This window comes from Paenibacillus polymyxa (assembly GCF_001719045.1).
Taxonomy (GTDB): domain Bacteria; phylum Bacillota; class Bacilli; order Paenibacillales; family Paenibacillaceae; genus Paenibacillus; species Paenibacillus polymyxa_B.
In genome coordinates this window covers 1,575,292-1,597,377 of record NZ_CP015423.1, presented here as the reverse complement: position 1 = coordinate 1,597,377, position 22,086 = coordinate 1,575,292, and the positions used below count along the sequence as shown (strand labels likewise).

General features: G+C 48.2%; 22 protein-coding genes and 1 pseudogene. 13 read left to right on the top strand and 10 right to left on the bottom strand.

What is annotated here, in order from left to right:
• Nucleotides 1-57 precede the first annotated feature (57 nt).
• The 7 genes from AOU00_RS07130 (at nucleotide 58) to AOU00_RS07100 (ending at nucleotide 8,001) form a co-directional block, all read left to right on the top strand.
• Nucleotides 58-1,050: an ABC transporter ATP-binding protein gene (locus tag AOU00_RS07130; protein ID WP_061828872.1), complete on the top strand. Its 993-nt coding sequence runs from the start codon at nucleotides 58-60 to the stop codon at nucleotides 1,048-1,050.
• Nucleotides 1,022-1,846: an ABC transporter permease gene (locus tag AOU00_RS07125; protein ID WP_237166303.1), complete on the top strand. Its 825-nt coding sequence runs from the start codon at nucleotides 1,022-1,024 to the stop codon at nucleotides 1,844-1,846. The genes AOU00_RS07130 and AOU00_RS07125 overlap by 29 nt, the downstream gene beginning before the upstream one ends.
• 1 nt (nucleotide 1,847) lies before the next feature.
• Complete coding sequence (locus AOU00_RS07120) at nucleotides 1,848-2,660, top strand: ABC transporter permease (RefSeq protein WP_061828870.1); 813 nt, start codon at nucleotides 1,848-1,850, stop codon at nucleotides 2,658-2,660.
• A 49-nt stretch (nucleotides 2,661-2,709) separates the two neighbouring features.
• Nucleotides 2,710-4,242 carry a hypothetical protein gene (locus tag AOU00_RS07115; RefSeq protein WP_061828869.1) on the top strand — a complete coding sequence of 511 codons (1,533 nt, stop codon included), beginning with the start codon at nucleotides 2,710-2,712 and terminating at the stop codon, nucleotides 4,240-4,242.
• 17 nt (nucleotides 4,243-4,259) lie between these two features.
• Nucleotides 4,260-5,420: a hypothetical protein gene (locus AOU00_RS07110; RefSeq protein WP_061828868.1), complete on the top strand. Its 1,161-nt coding sequence runs from the start codon at nucleotides 4,260-4,262 to the stop codon at nucleotides 5,418-5,420.
• Entirely contained in the window at nucleotides 5,417-6,505 is a 1,089-nt protein-coding gene (locus AOU00_RS07105) for a Gfo/Idh/MocA family protein (RefSeq protein ID WP_061828866.1), read from the top strand. The genes AOU00_RS07110 and AOU00_RS07105 overlap by 4 nt, the downstream gene beginning before the upstream one ends.
• Before the next feature lie 83 nt (nucleotides 6,506-6,588).
• On the top strand, nucleotides 6,589-8,001 hold the full coding sequence (locus tag AOU00_RS07100) for a type III PLP-dependent enzyme domain-containing protein (RefSeq protein WP_061828864.1): 1,413 nt from the start codon (nucleotides 6,589-6,591) through the stop codon (nucleotides 7,999-8,001).
• An 89-nt stretch (nucleotides 8,002-8,090) separates the two neighbouring features.
• Here AOU00_RS07100 and AOU00_RS07095 read toward each other — a convergent pair whose 3' ends face one another.
• From AOU00_RS07095 to efeO, 3 genes are read right to left on the bottom strand one after another with little or no spacing between them, the layout of a single operon-like run.
• A complete protein-coding gene (locus AOU00_RS07095) occupies nucleotides 8,091-9,914 on the bottom strand; it encodes an FTR1 family iron permease (RefSeq protein WP_069290269.1) in 1,824 nt (607 codons plus the stop codon).
• 24 nt (nucleotides 9,915-9,938) lie between these two features.
• The gene (efeB, locus tag AOU00_RS07090; protein WP_039272627.1) at nucleotides 9,939-11,303 is read right to left on the bottom strand and encodes an iron uptake transporter deferrochelatase/peroxidase subunit; all 1,365 of its coding nucleotides are present in this window, start codon (nucleotides 11,301-11,303) and stop codon (nucleotides 9,939-9,941) included.
• A gap of 4 nt (nucleotides 11,304-11,307) precedes the next feature.
• Nucleotides 11,308-12,186, bottom strand: a complete 879-nt coding sequence (gene efeO / locus AOU00_RS07085; protein WP_039272625.1) for an iron uptake system protein EfeO — start codon at nucleotides 12,184-12,186, stop codon at nucleotides 11,308-11,310.
• Between the two features lie 306 nt (nucleotides 12,187-12,492).
• On the opposite strand from efeO, the gene AOU00_RS07080 reads away from it, so the two are divergent.
• Nucleotides 12,493-12,720 (top strand): helix-turn-helix domain-containing protein, encoded by a 228-nt coding sequence (locus AOU00_RS07080; RefSeq protein WP_007431813.1) that lies wholly within the window; start codon nucleotides 12,493-12,495, stop codon nucleotides 12,718-12,720.
• Nucleotides 12,721-13,313: 593 nt separating this feature from the next.
• On the opposite strand, the gene AOU00_RS26990 is transcribed toward AOU00_RS07080, so the two are convergent.
• Nucleotides 13,314-13,535: a hypothetical protein gene (locus tag AOU00_RS26990; protein ID WP_230585105.1), complete on the bottom strand. Its 222-nt coding sequence runs from the start codon at nucleotides 13,533-13,535 to the stop codon at nucleotides 13,314-13,316.
• Nucleotides 13,536-13,710: 175 nt separating this feature from the next.
• Nucleotides 13,711-13,971, bottom strand: a complete 261-nt coding sequence (locus AOU00_RS07070) for a hypothetical protein (protein ID WP_023990050.1) — start codon at nucleotides 13,969-13,971, stop codon at nucleotides 13,711-13,713.
• 491 nt (nucleotides 13,972-14,462) lie between these two features.
• On the opposite strand from AOU00_RS07070, the gene AOU00_RS07065 reads away from it, so the two are divergent.
• The 4 genes from AOU00_RS07065 (at nucleotide 14,463) to AOU00_RS07050 (ending at nucleotide 16,378) form a co-directional block, all read left to right on the top strand.
• Complete coding sequence (locus AOU00_RS07065; protein WP_069290268.1) at nucleotides 14,463-14,945, top strand: hypothetical protein; 483 nt, start codon at nucleotides 14,463-14,465, stop codon at nucleotides 14,943-14,945.
• 142 nt (nucleotides 14,946-15,087) lie between these two features.
• Nucleotides 15,088-15,579, top strand: a complete 492-nt coding sequence (locus AOU00_RS07060; RefSeq protein ID WP_013311697.1) for a hypothetical protein — start codon at nucleotides 15,088-15,090, stop codon at nucleotides 15,577-15,579.
• Nucleotides 15,580-15,664: 85 nt separating this feature from the next.
• Nucleotides 15,665-15,928 carry a hypothetical protein gene (locus AOU00_RS07055; protein WP_069290267.1) on the top strand — a complete coding sequence of 88 codons (264 nt, stop codon included), beginning with the start codon at nucleotides 15,665-15,667 and terminating at the stop codon, nucleotides 15,926-15,928.
• A 63-nt stretch (nucleotides 15,929-15,991) separates the two neighbouring features.
• A complete protein-coding gene (locus AOU00_RS07050; RefSeq protein WP_172828333.1) occupies nucleotides 15,992-16,378 on the top strand; it encodes a hypothetical protein in 387 nt (128 codons plus the stop codon).
• A 70-nt stretch (nucleotides 16,379-16,448) separates the two neighbouring features.
• On the opposite strand, the gene AOU00_RS07045 is transcribed toward AOU00_RS07050, so the two are convergent.
• From AOU00_RS07045 to AOU00_RS07030, 5 genes and pseudogenes are all read right to left on the bottom strand, one after another.
• Entirely contained in the window at nucleotides 16,449-17,063 is a 615-nt protein-coding gene (locus AOU00_RS07045) for a methyltransferase domain-containing protein (protein WP_237166301.1), read from the bottom strand.
• A 123-nt stretch (nucleotides 17,064-17,186) separates the two neighbouring features.
• Nucleotides 17,187-17,318: pseudogene (locus tag AOU00_RS27570) on the bottom strand (putative RNA methyltransferase); the annotation flags it as partial.
• A 243-nt stretch (nucleotides 17,319-17,561) separates the two neighbouring features.
• Nucleotides 17,562-18,917: a dipeptidase gene (locus AOU00_RS07040; protein ID WP_069290265.1), complete on the bottom strand. Its 1,356-nt coding sequence runs from the start codon at nucleotides 18,915-18,917 to the stop codon at nucleotides 17,562-17,564.
• Nucleotides 18,918-19,107: 190 nt separating this feature from the next.
• Nucleotides 19,108-19,284: a YjfB family protein gene (locus tag AOU00_RS07035; protein ID WP_069290264.1), complete on the bottom strand. Its 177-nt coding sequence runs from the start codon at nucleotides 19,282-19,284 to the stop codon at nucleotides 19,108-19,110.
• Nucleotides 19,285-19,340: 56 nt separating this feature from the next.
• Nucleotides 19,341-21,320, bottom strand: a complete 1,980-nt coding sequence (locus AOU00_RS07030; protein ID WP_069290263.1) for a methyl-accepting chemotaxis protein — start codon at nucleotides 21,318-21,320, stop codon at nucleotides 19,341-19,343.
• A gap of 164 nt (nucleotides 21,321-21,484) precedes the next feature.
• Here AOU00_RS07030 and AOU00_RS07025 point away from each other — a divergent pair, with 164 nt between their 5' ends.
• On the top strand, nucleotides 21,485-21,901 hold the full coding sequence (locus AOU00_RS07025; RefSeq protein ID WP_039272616.1) for a hypothetical protein: 417 nt from the start codon (nucleotides 21,485-21,487) through the stop codon (nucleotides 21,899-21,901).
• Nucleotides 21,902-22,086 lie beyond the last annotated feature (185 nt).

Sequence of the window (22,086 nt, the reverse complement as noted above, 5' to 3'; positions counted from 1 at the left end):
CCTTATCAGGCACGTTCATCCAGGGGTTACGCGCAGAGGAAAGAGGAGGGGAATTGATTGCCGTCCATTACATTAAACCAATTGTCGAAAACATTTACGTACTACAAAAAGGAGCCGGGCGTGCGCAAATCGTTACAAAACTTGTTCAGGCGTCAGCAGCTGACCAAAGAGGCTGTACAAAATGTCAGCTTTAGCATTGAGGAAGGCGAAATTGTCGGATTTCTCGGTCCAAATGGAGCGGGCAAAACAACGACGCTCAAAATGCTGTCTGGCATTCTCCATCCCACGGACGGGGAGGCATCCGTACTCGGCTTTACCCCGTGGAAACGACAAAAAGAGTTTAAACGTCAGTTTTCCATTGTAATGGGACAGAAAAACCAGCTCTGGTGGGATTTGCCTGCAAGCGAGTCATTCGAGCTGAACAAGCTTATCTATGAAATTGATGAAAACCGTTACAAAGAGGCGCTGGATGAACTGGTCACTCTGCTTGGGGTGGAGGAGCAGCTTCATGTGCAGGTTCGGCGGTTGTCTCTCGGCGAGCGTATGAAAATGGAACTGATCGCCGCGCTGCTGCATCGTCCACGGGTCATTTTGCTGGATGAGCCGACCATTGGACTGGACCTTGTTTCTCAGCGGCGGATTCGAGAGTTTTTCAAAGCCTATAACCGCACGCACCGGACGACCATCCTGCTGACAAGCCACTACATGAAGGATATTGAGGATTTGTGCAGTAGATCCATCATTATCAGCGGGGGCAGATTGGTGTATGACGGAGACTTACACAAGGTGAATGAGGTCATCGGTGCCCGTAAATTACTTAAGGTTCGACTGGAGATCCCCGTATCCAACCTAACATTGGCGAGCCTCGGCAAACTTCGCTCCAACTCGGAGATAGAGGCGGTATTTGAGCTGGATGCAGAAGATACCTTGGCTTGGTCCAAAAAGATTTTGGACGCACTGCCTGTCGTTGATTTTACGATTGAGGACGTCCCGCTGGAAGAGGGGATAGCCAATTTGTACGATGGGGGCAGGCTGGCCGATGCGAAATAACAAATATGTGAAGGTACTCCAGCTTGGCATGCAAAACGAAATGGAGTATCGGGCTAATTATTGGCTCCAAATGGCGGGATTTATGCTGCCGATCATGACGCAAATTTTTCTCTGGCTAGCTGTATTCGGTTCTTCGGGACAAGCAAGAGTGTTGGGCTATTCTCTGCCAGAAATGCTGGTGTATGTGGTCATGGCGGGAGTAACTGGAAAACTGATTGCTACGGGCTTTGAATACGAAATTGCTACAGATATCAAGGAAGGTGGACTGGCAAAATTCATGGTACAGCCTGTGCATTATTTCGCTTACCGTTTTTGCCGGTTTATCGGAGGCAAAGTCATACAGTCCGCGGTCGTGCTGCTGGCGGCTGCTATTTTGCTGTTATGTCTTAGCCTGGAAGGACAAATCAGCTTCGGGCTATCGTACATCTTGCTTTACATATTGGCGTTGCCGGGAGCGCTTGTGCTTAATTTTGTGGTCTATTATGCGCTGAGCGGCATAGCCTTTTGGGTGACGGAATCGGCGGGGCTATTTTATACGTTGTCGCTTGTCATTTACGTAGCTAGCGGTACCGTGTTTCCGCTGACGATTTTTGGAGATGTTTTGGCCCGTCTGTTCAGTCTGCTGCCGTTCAGCTACACCGTATTTTTTCCGGTGAATGCGTTAACGGGCAAGCTGACTTTGCTGGAAGCCGCTAAAGGCATTGGCGTGCAATGGCTCTGGATTGTAGTGCTGGCGGCCGTATCACGCTGGGTGTGGCAAGCCGGGGTCAAACGCTTTGTCTCGGTGGGGGGTTAACATGAAAAATGTTTTCCGAAACGTTAGGCGCTACATCAGACTGTACTGGAAGTTTGTCCAGTTTTCCGTCATGTCGCAGATGGAATACCGCATTAATTTTATAACGGCATTTCTGGTTGAAACAGCTTATTTGCTTATCAAGCTGCTGTACGCATCGGTTCCATACCGCGCCGGGACGGACATTAATGGCTGGTCTCCTGACGCCATATTGTTATATATCGGCGTGTTTACGATGATGAGCGGATTTTATAGTGGATTGTTCTACAGTAATTTTACAAGCCTGCCTGACAAAATTCGTACCGGCTCACTGGATGTGCTCATGACCAAACCCGTATCGCTGCAATTTATGGTGACACTGCGTCAATTTGAGCTGGGCTATACCGTGCCGAATGTAATTGGCGGCGGAATTATGACAGGTATCGGCTGGTATCGGCTCGGATTGCCATTTAATTTTGAAACCGCAGGAGGGTTCTCTGTGCTGCTCGGATGCGGAGTGCTTACGGCATACTCCGTATTTTTGCTCCCCCAACTGCTGGCCTTCTGGATTATCCGCACGAACGGCGTTACGGAGCTGTCCAACAGCATTTTCGAGACAAACTATGTGCCGATGGCCGTGTACAGTAATCTGATTCAGCGTATCGGTTTGTTCGTGCTTCCAGTGTTTGTCATTTGTAATTTTCCGCCCATGTTCATTCTCGGCAAAATGGATACCGGGTTGGTGGTATGGGCATTTCTCGCACCTCTCTGGCTGCTGGCGATCATCCGCCTGATATGGCAGTTTGCTCTACGTGATTATACGAGCGCGAGCCAGTAGCGCTACCGTGTAGTGGGCCAATAATGAAGCAGGAAAGGAAGCGAATCATATGAATGCGATACCGAATCAGCGTCATTTGTATATGGGAACGTTCGAAGCGGAGGCTTACTGGCGGGATGCCCAGTTAGCTTCCCTGCCAGCCCTGCCTGACCGGGCTTCTTCTGCGATTGTAGCAGCCATGGATGAACTGCTGTTCAGCTTTTGCCAGCCAGGAGATGCGTTATTGACCCGTTATGCCATTTCGCCCGTACATCGTCAGTATATCGCGCAGTTGGGCTTTCATCCGGCTGTCAACGAACGGGATTTGACCGACGGCATGGAGCGTGCAGGCAACGTATCGGCCGCTTCAGTATTTGAACTGCTGGGCAGTCGCAAGGCCGATGCCGGAGAGGGGTTTCCTCAACTGGAAGGCTGTGTGCTTAGCCCGTTTGCGGGTTTACCGCATGTGGAGGAGGCTGCACGTGCTTGGGGTATAACACTGCATCAGCCGCCGCTGGAAACGATTCGCAAGGTAAATGCCAAAACGTATTCCTCTGATCTGAAACGCAGCCTTGGTCTGCGCAACCCGGGCTATATCGTGACTTCGTTTGCAGATGTCGCTGAGGCGGGGCGTAAGCTGCTGCGGGATGGAAGCTTTTTAATCAAGGATGATTTTGGCGTATCGGGCAAAGGAAACCTGCACATTACCTCGACACAAATGCTGGACCGGATCGTATCGTATTTGCGTGGACAGGAGCGCAAAGGCAAACGGGTGCTTTTCCTTTTGGAGCCTTTTCAGGAGAAAGAGCAGGATTTTTCATGCCAATTTACGATTGGTGATGATGGAAGTGTCGATATCCTATCTGTACAATGGTTGGCTAATACTCAATTCTCTTATCGGGAATCCTTGTCGCCGGACGGGGCTTTTTTAGAGCGGCTGGAGCGCGAGGGCTATTTTAGCTTAATGCAGGATGTGGGACGGCAATTGTATCAGGATGGTTATTACGGCGATGTATGCATTGATTCCATGACACTTCGTGGTGGGAAGCTGGAGCCTATTATCGAAATTAATGCCAGAAAGTCGATGAGTTTGATCAAGCATCAGCTCGATACCTTTCTGGCCGGGAAAAATATGCGTGGCACGCTGACGAATTATTCACTGTCCCATGATGGCAGTCTATCCTATGAAGAACTGCTGGAAGGGCTGAAAGGTGAAGGATTGTTGTTCACAGGTGAACGGGAAGAAGGTGTCATGCCTCTGGGTGCCAATACATTATATGTGAACACAGGTGGACGAGATGGCGAGAACAAGATTGTGGGCCATACAAGCACGCCAAGCAGAAATGCAACCGGGCGCGGAGGCAGATCGCCTGCCAAGCAGGTTCGTGTGAGCGGGATTGGGGCCAGCGATGGCGGATCAGAAGGGAACGGCGTGGCTAAGCCGGACTTGAATGGTAAAAAAGAAACTGCTGGAAGCGAACGGGCACGAGGTAAGGGACGTCTTTATTTAGAGCTGGTTGCTGCGAGCGATGAGGATAAAATGCGATTGACTACAAAGCTGGAGCGTTTTTTGGCAGAGCATCATTTTACAGTGCTGAATTAAACGGGAGGCGTATGAGCATGCGTAAGAGTACGGATCAGCTTATGAAGGTAACGATTTTGTGTTCTGGTTTCGGATTGGGCTTTTATACCCCTGGCTTGTTGTTGCAAGCGGGTCTTCGCAGGCTGGGCGTGGATACGGCGATTCATGTATTTGAAAATGTGCTGCCAGAATCGGCTCGTCTCAATGTCGACAAAAGCCGCAAAGCTTACCATGACAATTTTGCGGTGGCCTTAATGTCACAGAAGGTTCCGCAGGATATGCGTAATTCACTGGATCTCGCTGCGATGGAAGTGCTGCTGAACCAATGGATGGAGGAGGATCGGCGATATTTTATATGCTTATCCGGTCATTGGATGTATGTACTGGAGGAGTATCGTAAGCGCAGAGAACCGGAGTCGGTGCATGTGGACATCGTGTACATGGATTCGACACCTTCTCCTTCCTGGAAAAATCTAGCCAAGCATAACCCGCGTTTTGCGGAGGGCTGTGGAGAAATGACCTTTTTTGAAAATGATAAGAATAGAGTCAGCCACTATATTGATGTGCCGGCCGTGGAGTATGTACCGTTTGAAGCACGGCAATCCCGCTTATTCGTACATGGCGGCGGTTGGGGGATGGGCACATATCGTGACAAGGTTGGAAGGTTGGAAGAAGCGGGCTGGGAGCTGGATCTGCTGTTGTATGATCAGGATCAACCGGATGAACAGCGGGACAGTATACGCTATTTTCAGATGGACCCGCAGTGGAGGACATGGCAGCGTAATGAAGCCGGGGAGCATACATTTCCGCCTTTCGGAGAGGTAAAAAGAGGCGAGAAGACAGTGTATCAGGTCGGACCGGATTACCATAGCATGCTGGACCAAGCATGTCGTGTCCAGGCCATTGTCAGCAAGCCAGGTGGTGGCAGCCTAACCGATTCGTTCGCAACGGCCACTCCACTCATTATGCTGGAGCCATTTGGTGTGCATGAAAAGCATAATGCGGATCTGTGGGAACGTTTGGGATTAGGTATGCGCTACGAGACATGGATTGAAACCTATGATGGTGGCGCTAAGGTACTAGAGGATATGCATCGCAGGATCGTAGAGCTGCGTAGTCGGACGCCGCGTTATATAGAGTCGTATGTGAATAGCATACAAATGCAGGCAAGCGCATCGGGAATGGAGCAGGGATTATGAACGCTGCCGCGGCTGCGCAAGAGCCTGCGATGCGAGATATTCGCTTTGGGATCATTGGCTGTTCTGCCATTGCTCCCCGTGCGTTGCTGGAACCGATCCGACATGTTGCAGGGGCACGCGTGACCGCGCTTGCGAACCGCACGGTTGCCAAGGCAGGAGAAATGGCAGATCGTTTTGGCGTCAGTGTCGTTTATCGGCATGCTGAGGATATGCTAAAGGAACCGGAGATCGATGCTGTATATATTGCGCTCAGCAACGATTTACATGCCGAGTGGATTGACAAAGCACTACGGGCTCATAAGCATGTGCTGGTGGAAAAGCCGTTATGCCTGAATACGGCTGATCTGGCTCCCTTGGCAGCAACAGTCGAACAGAGCAGTGCTTACCTGCTGGAGGGAGTCATGGTGCAGCACCATCCTTGGCAGCATGAGCTGCGGAGGATCGTAGAATCGGGGTGTTATGGTCGCTTACGCTCCATAGAGACGAGTCTATGCATTCCGGCAAAAGAAGGACATGCGGACAATTACAGATCTCGTCCGGAGCAGGGTGGGGGATGCTTTTGGGATCTGGGCGTGTACTGGCTCCAGCTGCTTCAAGCCGTCGTTGGATTAGAGCAGGCGGAATTCCACAGTCAATCGGATTTCGATGGTCCTCATGGCTGTGACTGGACATTTCGTGCGCAAGCCCGTTATCCAAGTGGATTGGAGGCATCTGCCCTCTTTTCATTCGAGCGGCCTTATCGCTGTGCTCATGTACTGACCTTTGATTCGGCAGTGGTCACCTTGAAGGACTGCTTTCGGGCAAATTTAGGTTTTTATAAAATGACACTCAGGACGGAAATAAAGAAGGATATCATGCCGAATATAACAGATGTGGACGCACTGCCTGGGTTATCACAGACATCTTCGCATACCAAAACGGTTTTCGAGCCTATGAACTATTATGTCAATCAGTTGAATACCTTTTGTAGCATCATCCGGGGAGAAGCGGAGCCCATTCCATTTCGCGAGGCTGCTGAACGCGTCAGACTGCTGGCAGCCATTCATGAAGCAGCACGCTCGGGCGAGACGATCTATGCAGTATGAGTATGATTGTGTTTTCGAACGGAGGGAAGCGAATAATGCAAAATACTGAGTATCAAGGCATAGAGAGGAGGGGAACTCAGGTGATGGATAAAAAGGACGAAGCCTTACTGGAGCGTTTCGGCGAGCATCCGACGCCATTTTACTATTATGACGGGGACGCGCTGCATGCCCACGTCAGCTCGTTGCTATCCCGATTGCACCCGGCCGTGCGTGTACATTACGCGCTCAAGGCTAATGGTAACGTAGCCTTGGCTGGGTTGCTGCGATCGTTAGGTTGTGGTGTTGAGATTGCTTCTGCTGGAGAAATGTTCGTCGCTATGGAGGCCGGGTATGTTGCGGAAGACGTGCTGTACGCCGGACCGGGAAAAACAGTAGCTGAGCTGAACGAGGCGATAGCCTATGGAATCGGCTGTATTCATGTCGAATCGGTGAGGGAGCTGCGTCTGCTGGAGGACATTGCTGCCCAAGCGGGCCAGCTTGTCAGGGCAGCGGTTCGCATCAATCCCGATAACGACCTATCTGGAGCAACGATTAAAATGGGCGGCGTTCCGCGCCCCTTTGGAGTGGATGAAGGGCAGCTGGATCACTTTTTTAAGGTGCTGGAAGATTGCCCACATGTCCATTTTCAAGGTATTCAGGTATATACAGGTACGCAAATGTTGAAATCGGATCAGATTTTAGCTTCATTTGCGAATACGCTGCAGCTGGCAAAACGGGTACAGGCTCAGTATGGTGTGGCAATGCATACGGTCAATTTGGGCGGCGGGTTTGGTGTACCTTATTTTGCTCATGAGCAACCACTTGATATGGATCACGTCATTGACGGACTGAACGCACTCGCGGAGCAGACCCGAACCCGCATGCCCGGGGTTAAGCTAATCATCGAAAGCGGCAGGTATCTGGTTGCTCAATCGGGCATGTATGTCTGCCGAGCATTGTATACAAAGGAATCCAAGGGGGAGAAGTTTGTCGTGGCTGATGGTGGCATGAATCACTACGCCGCTGCTACTTTTCGAGGACGCCGCATTAGGGACAACTACCCGGTGCGAATTATGCGTAGGCAAGCGGGAGAATCGAAAGAACCCAAAGAACGAGAAGTGGAAGCAACCCTACGGATGGGGCAGAGAGACGCTTCTGCTCAAACGGCTGTTACTGTCGAACAATCATTAGAAGAGGTTGCAAGCCGAATAGGGGAGCATCCGGAGGAAGCATCTTTGGAGCTTGAAACGGTAAGTATTGTTGGTCCGCTTTGTACACCCGAGGATTGTATTGTGAAAAAAGCGCAGCTTCCTCCGATTCACGAGGGCGATTATATTGCCTTTCCGAATGCAGGTGCCTATGGATTAAGCTATAGTCCGCTACAATTTCTGGGACATGCTACCCCGGCGGAGCTGCTCGATTTTCGTGGGGAGGTGCATGTCATTCGTGAACACGGTGACCGCACAGACCTGCTGCATCATCAGCGCATGATTCCGTTGCCTGAGGATGCGTTGTAAGTATGTAAAAAACGCCAAACTCATGGGAACCGATACAAATCGGACCTGTGATTTGGCGTTTTTTACATGATGAGTAGGGTAGTATCGACTCAATGTTGCTTGGAGCTGCGCATTTCTTGACGCACAAGCTGCCATACCATAAAGATCAGTACAGCGATTTGTGGGACAAAGGTTTCCCAAGTTGGATACATTCCCAGCCAGCTAATGGACGGAAGCGAGGAGGCAGTGTGCCCCGGAAGCTTGCCAGCCACCTGAAGCGAATGAATACTTTCGCCCAGAAATCGGAATACGAGATAGTAAATCAGTACAGTCGCAGTCAGGAAAAAGGCACGAATCGGCAATCGTACACTGAACTTAATGATCGCAAACGCCAGAATGACTAGAACAACCGTCGCCGAGCTAATGCCGAGCAGCAATTGCGAGGTTTCGATGGCTGGAGCCATACCGACATAAAAGATAGCTGTCTCGGCTCCTTCACGCAGAATTGCGAGCGCAGAAACCGCAAATAGCGACCACAGGCTTCCCCGTGCCAGCGCGTTGCCCACGCTGTTTTCCACAAAGCGGTTCCACGCGGCAGCATTGGATTTGCTATGCAGCCAGCTACCAACGGTCAGCATCAACACGACCGCCACCAGCCCGGTGACACCCTCCAGCAACTCACGCATGCTGCCTGATGCGGCAGCTGCCACCAGTGTGGTGAACAGTACTGCCAGAATTCCGCTCAGCACCAGCCCCGTTCCGGCTCCTGCCCATATCCACCGTCCAGCCACGGCTTCGCCGCTTTTTTTGGCATACGCCAGCAGAGCTGCGAGCACGAGGATGGCCTCCAGGCCCTCACGCAGCAAAATCAGCGCAGCATCCCACGCAGTGTAAGAACGTTCTTCCGTCAACGGACGGAGCCTGTCCAGCATTTGATCAAGAGTCTGAATGGCTTTGTCCGTATTCGGTGGAGAAGACAGCAGATATCCTGAAGTCTCGGTCATTTCATTTTCAATTGCAGTGTAAGACGTCGGATCGGCAATTTGTACATGTCCTTCGACAGAAGGCCACAGAGCGATAAACTGCACTACCTTGTCAGCCGCTTGCTCTGATTGATTAGCTACAGCATCTTGGCGTGCGGATTCGAGCAAGGTAACTGCATCGCCTAGGGAAGCAGCCGAACCATTCGCCGTTCTGGCAGCCGTATTGCCTGCATTCGTTCCTTGACCTGTGTTCATAGATTTACCCTGACTATAATCAGACAGCAGAGTCGTTAATTCCTGCATTTCCTTGAGAGCCTGTTCTTGGCGAATAGGCTCAGCTTGCATGGAGATGCGGATGAGACTGATTTTAGTTTCGAGCGAACTGTATACCGGGAAATTGTCCAAACGAATCGGTGTTTCTACCTGATACCAGTCTTTGACGATTCGATCGTAATCCACCCGGGCAGCAGCCCAATCGCCTTTTTGCATGGCGGCCAGACTGCCCTTCGCCATGGGAAGCAGTTTTTCCGCTGCTTTGGCTCCAGCCGGGGCTGGTTTGTCCCCTTCGGCAGCAGTGACGTACTCATTGACCGAGCGCGCCAGCACGGATAAGGCAGCTTTCGCTGGTTCCCCGCCACCACTGGCGAGTGTTTGTTCCGCATCGGTGAGTGCTTGATCTACAGCCGCGATGTGAGCTGAATCTCCGCCATTTGTTTTGGCGGCCTCCCACAGCGTGCGGAATTCTTTCAGATCCTTGGAGGCTTCCGTCCATTGGGCTTGTCCCGCCTCCACTAGTGCTCCGCCCACTACAGGCATTAGCTGATCATTGGTGACAGCTTTGGCATCTGTTTGTGCAAAAGCGACCGACCCGGAAATGAACGGAGCTACGGTCAGCAGCAGAGCTGCCACCAGCACAAACACCCATCCCAAGCTTTTATTGCGCCGATTCATATAAATCCCCTTCCTTGCCTGCTGTTAAAATAACGTATCCCCGATGTAGCCGCCTTGCGATACACCTGGGAAGCAGGCGAACACCGCACTGCCTTTGTGTACAATGTATTCGTTCAGCTTGTCATTGCGTGCAAGCTTCTCCTGAATATGAACGAACTGCTTGAACAGATCACGCTGGTAGCTGATGAACAGCAGCCCAGCATCCAGCTGTCCTGTTTGCTTGTCCAATCCGCTTGAATACGAATAAGACCTCCGTAAAATATTAATGCTCCCGTCCCCATGAGCCAAAGCGACATGAGAGGTGGGAGGTGTAACCGGCTTGCCTTCCGGATTTTTGGCCGCCAGATCAAGCTTGTCGAACTCCTTGACCTTGCCGAGTGGGGCCCCGCTGCTGCGATGACGTCCAAAAGTATCCTCCTGGTCGCCCAATGTTGAGCGATCCCACACCTCTACTCGCATGCGTACACGGCGAACAGCCATATAGCTGCCGTCGCCCATCCATGCTGGTCCGTCACTGGCCTGTGTCCACACCAGCCGATTCATCTCGTCTGCCTTGGAGGTGTCGGGGTTCCCTGTACCGTCCTTGAAGCCCAGCAAATTGCGCGGTGTGCTTCCCGCAGGATCAGCCTGTGCTGTTCGCTGGAAGCCTTCCTGCGTCCAGCGAAGCACCGCCGTTCCTCTGGCGATACGTGCCAAATTACGCAGGGCATGGAAAGCTACCTGCAAGTCATTGGCACATACCTGCACTCCGATGTCGCCACCGCACCATTGCTCCTCCAGGGCATCCCCTTGAAAACGGGGCAGCTCACGGAACCCGGCAGGTTTAAGCCCTGCCAGGCCGTATCGTCCATCAAAAAAGGATGGGCCCACACCAAAGGTGATCGTCGTGCGGGATGGCGACAATCCTGCCGCCTCGCCCGTATCGGAAGGAGGGAGGTTGAGATTTTCATTATCGTTGCCAAGCAGCACGCCAGAAGTCATTGTAGCGCTTGCTTCCGTCCAGGCTTTGAAGAGGCTGCGCACCTGTTCCTTGTCGCTGGTTGTTAGATCGAAAGCGGCGAAGCAGATGAAATCCTGCGCCGGAGTCACAATACCAGCCTGATGCTTACCGTAAAAAGGGATTACATCTTTGGTATCCGCATCCGTCATCATGCTTTCGAGGCGTTGACCGGCTGACAGCACGGCTCCCACGCCCCCGCCGCCAAGCAGGAGGCCTAGTCCACCTACCCCGGCCAGCTTCAATAGGTCTCGGCGTGATACGGATTTGCTTTTTCCTGACGGCTTATCTTCCACTAGCTTCGCATCCTTTTTTACCAGATCGTCCTGTTCATTATGGGATTCCGCATACTGCGGCTTTTCTTGCCCTTTTTGCCGCTTAAAGCCTTTCATATCATTACACTCCTAACAATTTCCCCATTTGGGACAACGGTTCTGCCAAGGCATCGAGGTTTTGGCTCAGCTTTTTAACTTCTTCCGGTTTCAGTTTTGTATACGATACATAACCTTCTCCGTCCTTAAAAGGAGCCAACTCCTGCTGCAAGGCCGTAAAGCGCTCACCAATTTGTTTTTCCAACGCCGCATCTTTTTGGTTCAGATCTGTTTTCAAAATGTCATATATCTTTTGTGCGCCTTCTACATTGGCAGCAAAATCGTACAAATCCGTATGGGAATATCTCTCCTCCTCACCCGTCACCTTCGAGGTAGAGACTTCATTCAACAACTCGACTGCACCCGTTACCATCAGGCTGGCGTCAATATTAACTGTTTCTACTTTGGCACGCAGCAGCTTGGCATCACTCAGCAGTCGCTCGGAAAACTCGTCCATTCCTTTGGTTGTGTTTTCTTCCCATAATGTTTTTTCAATCCGGTGAAAGCCGCGCCAATCCGCTGCATCCACATCACCGTCACGTGCATCAATATTCGGGTCAAGATCACCCAGCGCTTCTGCAATCGGTTCAATCCGTTCATAGTACATACGTGCAGGAGCATACAGCGCCTTGGCTTTATCCAGCTCGCCAGCTTTGACTGCGTTCGTGAATTCTTCTGTCTTCTTCACAAACGTATCGCATTGCTCGATGGCATAGGTGCGGTAAGCTGTTACCGCTTGATCAAAATTGGGAGCAGAAGCGGCAGGAGTCGTTGTCTGTGTTGTTGCTCCTGCATCTTTGGTCGTTGCGGCAGGCTGCTGAGTAGCAGTTCCGGTTTGTCCGCAACCTGCGAACAGAATAGAAGAGACCAGCACTCCGGCCGGTACGGCATAACGTAGTTTCATAATCAATGAACACCCTTTCTGGCCAAACTGGCCTTGAACCATAGTCTGTTGCGCGATATCTATATCGAATTTTTATTTTGATAATGATTATCAGTCGCGGTTTTTCTTATCATAAGGCTGGCCCATATGCCTGTCAATACATAAATTAGACGCAGAGTCCAACCCTCCATCGAAGGGAGTTAGTAAGGTGCCTATGCCCATTTTTATCCGCATATTGAACCATACCTGAGCACATGACATAAAATGTGTTGACTGTATCCCTTAACCTTGTTACACCACACAAAACCCGAGCAAGGAGGGGTGAAATTGACGAAGGGTAACGACCACAAAAACAAGTTTTTGTTAACTCACCGTGAACGTGAAGTATTTGAACTGCTCGTGCAGGACAAAACAACACGTGACATCGCCGGACAGCTATTCATTAGCGAAAAAACGGTCCGAAACCATATTTCCAATGTAATGCAGAAACTGAACGTAAAAGGTCGTTCACAGGCGGTCGTGGAATTAATCAGGCTTGGAGAATTAAAAATCTGACCTCTTGTTCCTTGCGGGGTACAAAGTCTTCTCGATGATCCTTCGACAGTGAAGGGTGGTCGGGAAGGCTTTTGTTTTGTGGTATGTTAGCTGATCAAATCTAGCAAGTTTATTCTATATTTCAAATTGAGGAAAGAAGCTGGAAAATCTATTGTAAACGTAAAACAAGCGAGTGTCATAGCAATGGACATTCGCTTGTTTTGAGCGTTTTTTAGTTTAGAAACGATAATTCTGAAGCTGTTCCCGGCAGTTATCTATTCTTGCTAGCTCTGATTTGGGATAGCCCAGTCGTTTTGTTTTATTACTGCACATCCAGCAGGAACAATGGATTTTTCCTTTGGAGAATACACCATCGAATTTGACGACCCATCCCCGGTGTGCTGAAAGCCGTTTTTTACGCTGAATAACACATTTTCTGTGGTGCCTAAAATAAGCTCGATTACGATTTTTTTGATTAGGTTTCATTACCATCACGCTCCCTTGGGCAAAGGCTCAGCCCGCAGGAGAAACCAAGGGTATAAGTAATACTTCTACGGGCTGAGCATGATGGTAATCAGATTTAAAGGAAGAGACATGTGACCACCTGCTTGGAATTATTTTAAAGGTGAAAGTGGGGAGTGGATGTTCATTAAATCAAAGTCAACAATTAATTTTGTTTTTAGCATAAAATCAATGCCTAATATGCCATCAAATCCATACGGCTCTTGAATAGAGCTTAGTTGAATTGGAAATGTATCTAATTGAATATGACCGATTTTTAGATGAGGAATTACCTGTTCGTAGCAAATTTCACTTGTACCGCCCACGCCGTACATCCGCTTTGCTCTCCCGTTAATGAAATCAATGTGAATGCCATTTGGGCAAGTAAATCCGTATCAAACACTGTTGCAGCGCACCCTGTATCGAACAATACGTTTGGTAATAGAGCAGTTTGGTCGTGATGTCTCAATGTTAAGGAAACAATGGGCAAACCATTATGAAGGTTAATCTTCATGTACGCTGCCGTACTCCTGAGAAAAACTCTTCTACAACCTCGACATCGGATCGACTGGTATGGAACACATACAGTTCGCGTGACGGATACAGTTTGTGAAAATGTTTATACCCGCTCCATGCATCTTTTGGGTTATCGTAATCCTGAATAACCGCCATGTCTTCAAGATTGCGCACGCGGTTATTGGAACTGGCTTTTATAGCCTCAACCAACACAAATCGCCTTGGATGTGATTCGGCAATTTCTTCCCATTTCATCGACTTCACCTCGCTCTTTTTGCTTTATTTTATTATAACATAATCGGGGGGACGGCAAGGAAGCAGTAACCTCTACCATGTGATCAGTCCCGTAACCCTTTTAAAAAGGATGAAGGCTTTTGTTTTACAGAATAACCACTGAAATATGTGGGAATTTGCGTGTAAATGATGTACTATATATAGAAGGAAGAAACTACCATTAGGGATCATGGTGCAACTAACAGGAGTGATCAAAACATAAGACTGTACCACAAAGTTATACTAAGATAGAAATGCATCTGGTGATAGTCTAAGAATATAAATCCCTACAAAAGCAGTATTCAGCATGACGACAGGATGGAAGATGGATCAGGTTTTGAGCTATACTTTTATATATAGGTGTTGAAGAAGAATCACAAGGCAGAAAAAGCTCATTGCTTCAGGTAGTAGGAAGTAGCTTTGCCTAGGACTACCTGTGGTATATTCTTGATCGGAGGTGAATGTTAAGACATATGACACCCAACCAACACTTGATGACTTATACGCTGAACAGCGGTATAAAGGGAACGGTCGACCTATCCAGTAAACAGGTGCAGGAATGGATTAAAGCATATCGAATTGGCAGCAAATTTGTAACAGTTGTGGGCAAACAATATTTTGGTTTAAACCCTGAGTTGGTAGCAGATTTCAAGGTACATAATGAATACTCGGAGCAGAGAGAACACATATCCATAATACAGCCTGTAATGGAACGCAAAGCTGTAGATCTGGACCCATTGGTAGAAGCGTACAGCCAGTATAAAACATTAATTCAGGTAGAATGTAAATGTGGTGCTTCCTATATAGAAGAGTCACCGCACAAAAGAACCAAGTGGTCATGCAAGGAGTGTAATAACATTGTGTTCCTGGATCGTAAAAAGGGCATGGTGGATACAGATAAAGGCAAGGCATGGTACATGACCAACAAATACTATGTGGAAAGACAAAGCAACTGACTGATTGTCAGTTGCTTTCTAACTATACACTCACACCTCTGGTGTGCCTACCAAAATGATATTAGGTCTTTTGCCAAATAATAAAATTGATGTTTTTTACGCTTTGTAGTACATTATCAAGTGTATTATAAGGAGGCTTCTCATGTACGGACATAGACAAGATGATACTTTATACATCATGACTTACACATTAAATAGTGGTATCAAGGGCACAGTGCCTTTGTCTAATCAACAGATACAGGAATGGCTTGAGTGTTACAGAATCGGCAAGAAATTTGTAACCGAGATTGGCAAAGAGTACTTTGGACTGCATGCGGAACTGGTGGCTGATTTTAAGGTGCATAATCAGTATTCAAGCTATCAGGAGGTTATTATCCCGATTCAACAGCCGGATACTGGCCTAAAAGAGTTGTCCCAGGCTTACAAATCAACTGAAACCTTAATTAAAGTAGATTGCAAATGTGGTACATCGTATGTAACAGAATCTCCCTTTAAGCGGACCAAGTGGTACTGCACCAAATGCCGGGAGATTGTTTTTCTCGACAACAAAAAGGGAATGGTGGATACTTCCAGAGGCAAGGCCCATTATATGACCAATAAGTATTTTGTAGAAAGAGAAACAACTGGCGTATAAGCCGGTTGTTTTTTTTCGAAAGGTTTGTATACGTCCTGACTTTTCAAAGCCGATTGCGCTATAGTGAAAAAGGGGGCTTATGGAAATGTGGAGTATTTTGCTGAATCACGTTTTGTTGATAGGATTTGTGGCTGTTTTGATTCAACGGATCTACAAGCATCGCTTTCATCAGCAAAATGGTAGCAGTTTTCTGCTATGCTTGTGGGGGATCTTGCTTAATCGGTACAATAGCTTGTTTGAACTGACCACGTTATATACGGTGTATACCGTTTTTTTTGCTGTAGGAGCATTGTGGTTTGGAGGTTGCTGGCTTGTGCAGCTATTGGAAAAGGGGAAAGATAAATCTTGATATAACGATAGTCAGGTGGTGAACGTCATCCGGGAAGATCATACGAATGGTGCAAGAAACCGCATGAGCACGAACAATGTGTACATACACGAAACGCTCCATATGGAACAAATCATAAGTGACCTGCGGGTGATGGGCTATGTGGCTTTTCATCATCATCCGCAAATCACAGGTGAGCTTGAAGAGCTGGAGGTGTTAAAAGAGCAACTATTGTCGTTTTTTCAACAGCATCATGTATTGTGGATTGAGCTTGACCAGCTAACGCAATATGTGGTGGTGAATAACACGGGGAAGGCCACGGTGCTCAAACTCATGGGTCGGAAAATGAACCCGCTCCGGGATCTGAGAGCAAACGCTGCTTTGGCTGGACAGCCGCTGCATGAGTTGGATCGGGAGATAGAACGGCTCAATCGGCTGGCTCACCTGTTGCGCTACACCCGTTTTTCTTAAGCGACGGAACTAACGTAAAAAAGCATTCACGAAGTATGGATGGTTCCATGCTGTGAATGCTTTTTAGTATCTATTTTTTACCGCATAAGATGAGCAAATCTACTGTGACATACGGTAAATTTATTTCCTGCACTCGCTGCCAGTCTGCTTCCGTAGCTCCCCACGATAAGGGAGTCATATGGAGCAAAGGTTTCAAGAGGTCGGCATTTAACATAAAACGATAGGTTACCCGTTCGGCGGATAGAAGTTTAAAATGATCTTTAAATCGGCTTAATATATTGTCATTCGAATAAGCAGGCTTATTCTTTTTCTGTTCATACAAGCATCTCAATTCCCGAAGATAATATCGTTCGGGAATAACTTTCAGGACGCAGCCGTCCTCCGAAAGAATTCTTGTAAATTCAGCATAATTAGAAGGGGATAAAATATTGAGTACACCGTCAAATTGTTGATTTGAAAATGGACAATGAGCCAGATCAGCAACACACCAGAGAGGATGAGGATATTCTTTGGCTGCGGCCATAATACCTTCTTTAGACAAATCCATACCTACGCTTGTTAGCTCGGTGATTCCCTTCCAAGTCAGCTTATCCTGAATGTGGCTCAAATGAGTGCCTTCCCCGCAACCTGCATCGAGCAAGTAAAGGTGTGATTTTTGATCAAACAGCGGCTTCATAAATTTCATTATAGTGCTGCTTATCGCTTCATTTAAGGGATCGAAAAATCCGCTATTGCACATCATTCTTCTGGAGGAAAATAGTTGTTTATCATATTTGGTCTTATAGGACCGGGCGGCTAAATGTAAATACCCGTATTTTGAAAGATCATAGCAATGCTGACTCGTACATAGGAGGCTTTTACCTTCCACCATACGCATCGGTTGAGAGCATAGAGGACACCTAAAGAGATGTTCATGCTTACCAATCAGGCCAGCCTTCATCTCGTGTTTATTCCATTTGGACACAGAAAAGCACCCCGTTCATTCGTATTTGGTGAATGAAAAAAGGCACAGCCAAATAGACCCAACCCATTTTCGGAAAAATGGTTGAGTTTTCATGAACTGTACCTCACATTACCGCAAACGAATAAACTGAATAATCATATTATGTAGCGCTCCTCAAAAAAAATAGAAAGGGCTTTCGCCCTCTCTATTGTAACTTAGCCATAAGAAGTTGTCATGTGCTTACACCGATTTCAAAAACTCTACAATCGTCAGCAGACCCTTATCAAAATTATCCAAGTTAAAATGCTCGTTAGGCGCATGCAGGTTCTCATCTGGCAAGCCGAAGCCCATCAGCACGACTGGGGCAGTCAGCACACGGGAGAAGGTTTCCACGATTGGGATGGAGCCTCCATCCTTGGTAAAGAGGGCACGCACACCGTATACTTTCTCAAAAGCATCGGCTGCCGCTTGCAGAAACGCGTGTGTCGGGTCGATGTTAAAGGCGTTTGCTTTTTCACCTTGCTCAATATCCAGAGTAGCTCCTGCCTGAACATGAGCGCGTAAATGGCGCTCGATTTTGTCCAGAATGTCTTGCGGATTCTGGTTAGCCACCAAGCGGCACGTGATTTTAGCATGAGCTTCTTTCGGAATGACCGTTTTCGTGCCTTCCCCTTGGAAGCCACCGTATACGCCGTTCAGCTCCAGTGTCGGACGCGCCCCAACACGCTCAACGAAGCTGAATCCTTCTTCGCCATAGAGGGAATCAAGTGCAAGATCTTGTTTCAGCTTGCTCTCATTGAAGCCTTGCTTCACGAATTCTTCTCTCATCTCTGCCGATAATGGAGCGACATCGTCGTAGAATCCTTCGACGCTAACGCGGCCTTTGTCGTCATGCAGGGTTGCCAGCAAGGACACCAGAGCATGCAGGGCATTCGGCACGCCGCCACCGAAAGAGCCGGAATGTAGATCTGTGTTCGCCGTGTGAATGGCGACTTCCAGTGAACATAGTCCACGCAAACCTGTGCAAATGGCAGGCTTCCCTTTTTCGATCAAGGAAGTGTCGGACACCAGTACAGCATCGGCAGCCAGACGTTCAGCTCCAGTTTGCAAAAACTCAAGCAAGTTCGGACTGGACACTTCTTCCTCGCCTTCAATGCAGAATTTGATGTTCAGCGGCAATTTGCCTTCCTGCTTCAAAATGGCCTCAACTGCCTTAATGTGCAAGAAAACCTGTCCTTTATCATCTGTCGCTCCGCGCGCATACAATTTTCCATCACGGATGGATGGCTCAAACGGCGGCGTTTCCCACAGGTGAAGCGGGTCTACGGGTTGTACATCATAGTGTCCATACACGAGGATCGTTGGTTTACCAGGTGCGTGCAAATGATCGGCATATACCAGCGGGTGCCCTTTGGTTGGAATGATTTCAACGTTTTCCAGACCGGCAGCAGTCAGTTTGGCAGCCAGCCAATCAGCTGCTTGGTTAATGTCCTTTTTGTGCTCCGATAATGCTGAGATACTCGGAATGGACAACCACTCCTGTAACTCGCCTAGTTGTTGCTCTCTGGCTTTTTCAAAATATTCGGAATAACTCATAAACTATGTATCCTCCTTTTTCAATGTAAATCGTGTGAATGTTGCGCTATCCTCCGAACCGAGGTTGTGGACGATATGTCTAGTTTACTACGTTTTGTGCTGAACGAAAAATAGGGAGATAAAAAAACGATTCTACCCGGGTCTGTTCAGACCTGAGCAGAATCGCCCCTAACCAAGCATATGGATGCACTTATGTGCGAATGTCCAGTTGACCCCCGAGATGAGGCTGTACGCTTTTTTCCATCATCTGCACTAAAGCCTGTCCTTGTTCACCGGCCTGATCTTTAGCCATACTTAATACTTTCACACTTACGGCTTGAGCTAAGCTGGCCTGACTCATACCTGTTGATAATGCTGCGATATCCATGTTCCAACCCTCCTTCATTGTGAAGACTCTTTCTCTGTATTTATCGGTTGGAACGGTTATTTTGTTTCATCCAATTGGAATTGTGTCAGTAAATCTTGAAGCTGCTCTGCCAGACGGGTCAAATCTGCGGCAGACGAACCGATCTCTTCCATGGAGGCGAGTTGCTCCTCTGCGGCTGCGGACACGGTCTCTGTATGGGATGCCGCTTCTTCAGCGATGCGTGTAATTTCCTCCATGCTGCTGACGACTGTACTCGTTCCATCTGCGACGCCAGCGGTAGAAGCTGCGACGTTATCAAGCTGCTTCGCTGATTTGGCTACTGCTCTACGGATACGAGAGAAGGAGCGACCGGATAGGTCAATGGAATTGATACCATCATTTACGCGTTCCTTCGCTGATTCCATAGCAACCAGAGCTTCAGACACACCGTTCTGTATCCCTTGAATTTGTTCACGAATTTGTTGTGCGGAATGAGCTGAGTTTTCAGCCAGCTTGCGGACCTCTGTCGCCACGACAGCAAAACCTTTGCCATGCTCTCCTGCACGTGCTGCCTCAATGGAAGCATTCAATGCGAGCAGATTAGTCTGGCTGGCAATTTCCGTAATGACAGTGACGATCGTTCCGATTCGTCCAGATCGGTCACTCAAAGCACCGATAATCGTATCCAGTTCTTCCACGGTAGTACGAATGCCGTCAATGGAGACGACGCTGTTGCCGATATGCTCACTGCCTGCATCCGACGCCTGAATGGCCTGTGTGGAGTAAGTGGTCATTTCAGCCATAGTTTCAGTCATCGCGGTGATGTCTGTTGCCATGTCGCTAACCCGTGTCTGATTAGCTTTAGCGCTGCCCACTTGGCGTTCGCTGCCTGCGGCCACATCTTGAATGGCTATGGTCACATGCTCGATAGCCCGGGTCGTTTGTTCTGCACCTGCTGCAAGCTCCTGCGAGGATGCCGACAAATTGCCTGTCATCGCTTGAATTTCTTTAATCATGTTACGCAGGTTATCTACCATTTGTTGAAAATATCTTGATAATTCACCAATTTCATCTGTGCTGGTCGTAGCTACGTTAATCGAAAGATTACCTTGGCTGATGGCATCCATAGAATTACGTAATCTTTGGATGGGCTTAAGTATACTGCTGATTAGCCACATTGCGAGTACACCAATGATGATGGCTGCAATCACCAACACGATGATCGTCGTGATAAGAATCGGCTGGGCGGAGGCACTGGTTTCTGCTTTGTCCATCGTTCCGGCAATTTTCCAGCCCGTCAGCGCATTAGTTTTGAAAATCAGGTGTTTGTCTACGCCATTAAAATCGTAACTAAAGCTACCTTCCTCGGATGCAAACAGTTGGGGTATCGTTTCCCCCATTTTGGTACTTCCGCTGACTTCTGTCGGGTGGGTTACGATACGTTTGGTACCATCCAATATCATAATAAAACCATTTTGTCCTATTTTTAACTTGGTGATTTCTTTTAAATTATTCAGGTTCAGGGAAAGACCAAGAACGCCGCTGTTGTCGGGAAGTGTGCGTGAAATATACACAACGGGGACCTTAGCCGTATTGAGTCCAACAGGGCTGATTACGGTTTGTCCGGGTTTCTCCATGGCCTGTTTGTACCACGGACGCTCACGAGGATCGTTTGTGGAGCCTACGGCTTTACCAATAATGAGTTTACCTTCGGGGGTTCCGACAAACATATCAACAGCTTCTGCATGCATTTTTAAATATACTTGTAATTTTTTCAGAATGGCATCATCTGCTTCAGCACTGTTATCACTAACCGTCATCGTTGTAGAGTAATATTCGAGATCAGCAATTTTGGCCTGAATCGTTTGAGTAACAGCACGATCAGATGCGGTAACGCTAGACGTTGCACTGTCCAGTAATTGGCGATCTGTCTGGTTGTACGCTGCCTGATAGGAGAAAGAGCCCACAATAATACTAGGAACAAGCATGACCAGTAGAAATGCTGCTGTCAATTTCTTGCGTAGTGTTAATGTTTTCAGTCGTTTCAGTTGTTTCATCAAACCCCTGCTTTCTATCTACATATTCATTTCTGATATTTATACCATATGTAATTACTATCGGTTATTTTGAGCTGAATTGATAGATTTATTACTAATTTGTCCAATACGCTAAAGAATTTCTTGCATAGCATGGAGTATCTTGCAATTTGGAGGGATAGGGTATGGGTTTTTTTCTGGATATGAGAAGCTCCACCAATTCATCAAAAACAGGTGAGGGTCCCGATATACAGCTGGGTCCTATACCGGAGCGGTTCGGTTTGATCACCCTGCGAACCTTTCTTGTACCGGGTCCGATTGTAACTTTTAGTGGTTCCATTGGTCTGATCGGTGAGCTTGGTGATACGTATGCGGTTGAAATCGTGCGTGGAGCCGACTATAATCCGAGCGAGGTAGTCTACCGCGCCGAGGGGGTACTGGGCGTGACTGGATCTAATGAAACGCAAGCTTTTAATGCACAGGATCTGTCCGCTCCCTGGGCAATACAAACCGTATATTCTTCTTATATTTCTGGTGTATCGACCACTGTTCGTAATGGTCCAGAGGTGTTCACGGGCATCGCTTCGACTCCGTTTTTGTAAATATATCAGGTGAATATTTCTTTAGGAAATGCTCGCTGCCTGTTCGTGGTTCTCCTAAGATAGGCCGCTGCGCCCAAGCTATCTAGCCACGAGCATAGACAGACATCTGCTGCAGACTCGTGGCTATAATTCTCAACAACACCTAGAGCACAAATGACCTAGTTGTCGTAATTTCCTTTATGAGC